The following is a 4081-nucleotide window of genomic DNA, read 5'->3' on the forward strand; positions in this document are numbered from 1 at the left end:
GCCTCCGCTGGCGCTGAATCAGTTGCTCACCGATGAGCTCATTCTCGAGCGGGATATTGATCGCTTCATGGGTTATCAGCAGCAATGGCAGACGCAGGGCATACTGCCCATGCTGCGCAGCTTTCTGATGGATTTCAAAGTGCCGGGCCATTTACTGCAACGGGCCGACGGTGAACGCCGGCTGACCGACATTCTGCACATCGCCGAACTGCTGCAGCAGGAGAGCCTGCAACTGGACGGCGAGCATGCGCTGGTGCACCACTACACCCAGGCGCTGCGGGCGGCAGACGAGGAAGACGAACACCGCACCCTGCGCCTGGAAAGCGACGCCGGACTGGTGAAAGTCATCACCGTGCACAAGTCCAAGGGCCTGGAATACCCGCTGGTGTTTCTGCCGTTTGGCACCGCCTACCGCAGTCAGAACGAAAAACAGGCGTTCGTTCGATACCACGATAACAACGGTAAACCGGTCACCGTGTTCGACCCGACCCCGGACGACGTCGCCAAAGCCGACCAGGAACGCCTGGGCGAGGATATCCGCAAACTCTATGTGGCGCTGACACGGGCCCGGTTCGCCACCTGGGTAGGCGCGGCCGCCCTCGACAACTGGTACCAGAGCGGCCTGGGGTACCTGATTGCCGGCGAGCCGCATCGTCGTATTACGGACTGCCTGGCGCAACTGGCCGAAGGCCAGCCGGAACTGTCGGTGGTGCCGCTGCCCCAAGCGCAGGCGACGCCGTACACCGAACCGGCACCGGAAGCCCTGGGCCCCGCGCTGGAATCCACCCGTGAGGCGAAAGAGGACTGGTGGATTGCCAGCTACTCCTCGATCGAATACACCGGCATGGCCGGCACCGGGATTGCCTTTACTGGCGAGGTGGAAGACGCCCAAACCCAGAACCTGCTGGAAGAAAGCGACCAGGACGCGGAAGCAGGCACCGTGCCGGCTGATACCCGCAATCACCACCATTTTCCCAAAGGTGCCGGGCCCGGCACCTTCCTGCATGAACTGCTGGAATGGTGCAGCCAACACGGCTTCCAGCGCGTTGTGGATAACCCCGCTATGCTGCGGGAACAGCTTAACCGCCGGTGCAGCACCCGGGGCTGGAACGACTGGGTAGAGCCTCTGGAAACCTGGCTGCTGGCACTGATTAGCGAGCCACTGCCGCTTGATCGCTCGGGCAGGGAAAGCGTCAGCCTGGGAACTCTCACCACTTTGCGCCCAGAACTGGAATTCTGGTTTGAAAGCCGCCACGTCAGCATCCGCAAGCTTGACCAGTTGGTTACCCGGCACACCCTCGACGGGGCCGACCGGCCCCGGGTGGAAGAAAGCCGCTTCAACGGCATGCTCAAGGGCTTTATTGACCTGGTGTTTGAACACCACGGGCAGTATTACGTGCTGGACTACAAATCCAACACTCTGGGTGAGAACGACAGCGCCTACACCGACCAGGCCATGGGCGATGCCATTCTCGACAAACGTTACGACCTGCAATACGTGCTCTACCTGCTGGCCCTGCATAGGTTGCTGAAGGCCCGGTTACCGGATTACGACTACGACCGCCACATCGGCGGCGCAGTATACCTGTTCCTGCGTGGGGTCCATTCGCCCACCAGCGGTGCTTTTACCGACAAACCCCCCAGGGCTCTGATCGAACAGTTGGATGCGCTGTTTGATGGCGAGCCGGTGACAGGGGAGGTGGCCGCATGAGCCGTACCCGGAATTTTGACAATCAGATAACGATGGATCTGGGGGATGACATGCCCGCGAAGGCCCCGGAGCAGAGCCGCGCCGCATTCGCTATGGATACCGCCGACGTGCTGGACAGCCTGGAACACACCGAAGCCCTGCTGGACCAATGGCAGCAGGCCAATTGGATTCGCCCCCTGGACGTAGGCTTCGCGCGATTGATCCGGGCCTTGTCAGAAGAGCAGGGTGAACGCCCGAATCCGCTGGTGCTTTTGTTCGCGGCACTGACCTCTCATCAGGTCGGTCGCGGGCATGTTTGCATTGATCTGAACACGGTGCTGGCCGATGCCGGCGACACCCTGTCGCTTCCACTGGAAGATCCCGCTGCTGGCACACCGAGTGACGCGGAGGCAGGGGGCCTGGACCTACACCCTCCATATCCCGGAGACGTGCTTGCGCGAGTCACGCTCAGAGAATGTCAGTCCGCTCTGTCAGTATCTTTGGCCGTTAGTGATGGCTCACTGACCACGCCGTTGGTGCTGGAGGATACCCGGCTGTACCTGCGCCGGTTCTGGCGCTACGAACAGCGCATTGCCGAGGGTATCCGGCAGCGTCTGGCGCTGCCATCGCGGCTGGCTGATCCGGAATCCGCTCCGGCCCACACCCTGTCACAGGCCCTCAACCATCTGTTCCGTTCACCGGAACCGGTGGATTATCAGAAGCTCGCCTGCGCTCTGGCCGCTCGCAACCGCTTTGCCGTGATCACCGGTGGCCCCGGCACCGGCAAGACCACCACCGTGGTCAACCTGCTGGCAGCCCTTCAGGCCGTCGCGGGAGAAACCCCGGAACGAGGCGGACGCAAATACCACATCCGTCTGGCCGCCCCCACCGGCAAGGCCGCCGCGCGCCTGAACGAGTCCATTGGCGGTGCCGTCAGCCGCCTGCCGCTGGACCAGTTGCCGGGCCAGGTAACGCTCGACGACATTCCCACCAAAGTCACCACCCTGCACCGTTTGCTCGGCAGCCGGCCGGACACCCGCAAATTCCGCCATAACCGCGACAACCCGCTGCTGGTGGACATTCTGGTGATCGACGAAGCCTCGATGGTGGATGTCGACCTGATGGCCTCGGTGTTCGACGCCCTGCCCGCCAGCGCCCAGCTGATCCTGCTGGGCGACAAGGACCAGCTGGCCTCGGTGGATGCCGGCGCTGTGCTGGGTGAGCTCTGCCAGCGAGCCCTCAGGGCGCACTATACCCCCGACACCGGCCAATGGTTGCAGGCGATGACCGGAGACCCGCTACCCGCCGCCATGATCGACGCGACCGGCCAGGCCCTGGATCAGGCCGTGGCGATGCTGCGCAAGAGCTACCGATTCCAGGAGGACAGCGGCATCCGCGCGCTCTCCGAAGCAGTAAACACCCACGCGCTCGACAGCGCCGTATTGCGGCAGATCCGCGACGCAGAATTCGATGATGTGATCTGGCTGAACGGACGCACCCCGAAGCCCAACCTGGAAGACACTCTGGATCAGATCTGCCAACACGCTGTGACCGGAACACCGGGCGCATTCCGCAACGCCGGGCAGGGGCGGGTGGTGAGCCACCGCACGTTGCCGCCACCGGTGGGCTATCGGCATTATCTGGAACGGATGCAGACTCACGGGCTCACCGAAGCCAGTCCTCGTGAAGACTGGGATTCATTGGCGCTTCAGGTACTGGAAGCCTTCAATGACTTCCAGATTCTCTGCGCCCTGCGCAAAGGCCCCTGGGGGGTGGAAGGGCTGAATGAGCGGATTGCCCGCCATCTCCTGGCTGAAAAACGGATTCCCCGTGCGGAAGGCTGGTACGCCGGCCGGCCGGTGCTGATTACCGGGAATGACTACAACCTGGGCCTGATGAACGGGGATATCGGCATCACCTTCAGCGTACCCTGGGACCGCACCGAATCGGGTGAACCCAAAGACACGCTCCGGGTCGCCTTCCCGAGTGCAGACAGTCCCGGCGGCATCCGCTGGATTTCCCCCAGCCGGCTGCAACAACTGGAAACCGTGTACGCCATGACGGTGCACAAATCCCAGGGTTCGGAGTTCAACCACACCTGCCTGGTCCTTCCCGACCGGCTCAGCCCGGTGCTGACCAAGGAACTGGTGTACACCGGCATCACCCGGGCCAAAAACTGGTTCAGTTTAATCACAGGCGATACGCAGGTGCTGAAAGACAGTGTGGGGCAGCAGGTGGTGCGGGCCTCCGGGCTGGCGCTGCGGCTTGTCGGTAACTAGAGTCTCCGGGGTGCCAGTAAGCGGGGGGCCTTGCCAAAACACGCTCCTTCGGCACATCCATGTGGCGCTCGGGCTCCGCCATCCATGGCTCCGCACGGTTTTGGCAAGGCCC

Annotated in this window: 2 protein-coding genes; both read left to right on the forward strand. The window is 62.9% G+C overall.

The features are described 5' to 3' along the window. A partial coding sequence (locus WD429_RS10040; RefSeq protein WP_368422038.1) for a 3'-5' exonuclease occupies positions 1-1711 on the forward strand: 1711 nt, incomplete at its 5' end. Further along, complete coding sequence (recD, locus tag WD429_RS10045; RefSeq protein WP_368422039.1) at positions 1708-3969, forward strand: exodeoxyribonuclease V subunit alpha; 2262 nt, start codon at positions 1708-1710, stop codon at positions 3967-3969. The genes WD429_RS10040 and recD, both read left to right, overlap by 4 nt. Positions 3970-4081: the final 112 nt, after the last annotated feature.

The sequence above is a fragment of the Marinobacter sp. genome (assembly GCF_040904845.1).
GTDB lineage: Bacteria > Pseudomonadota > Gammaproteobacteria > Pseudomonadales > Oleiphilaceae > Marinobacter.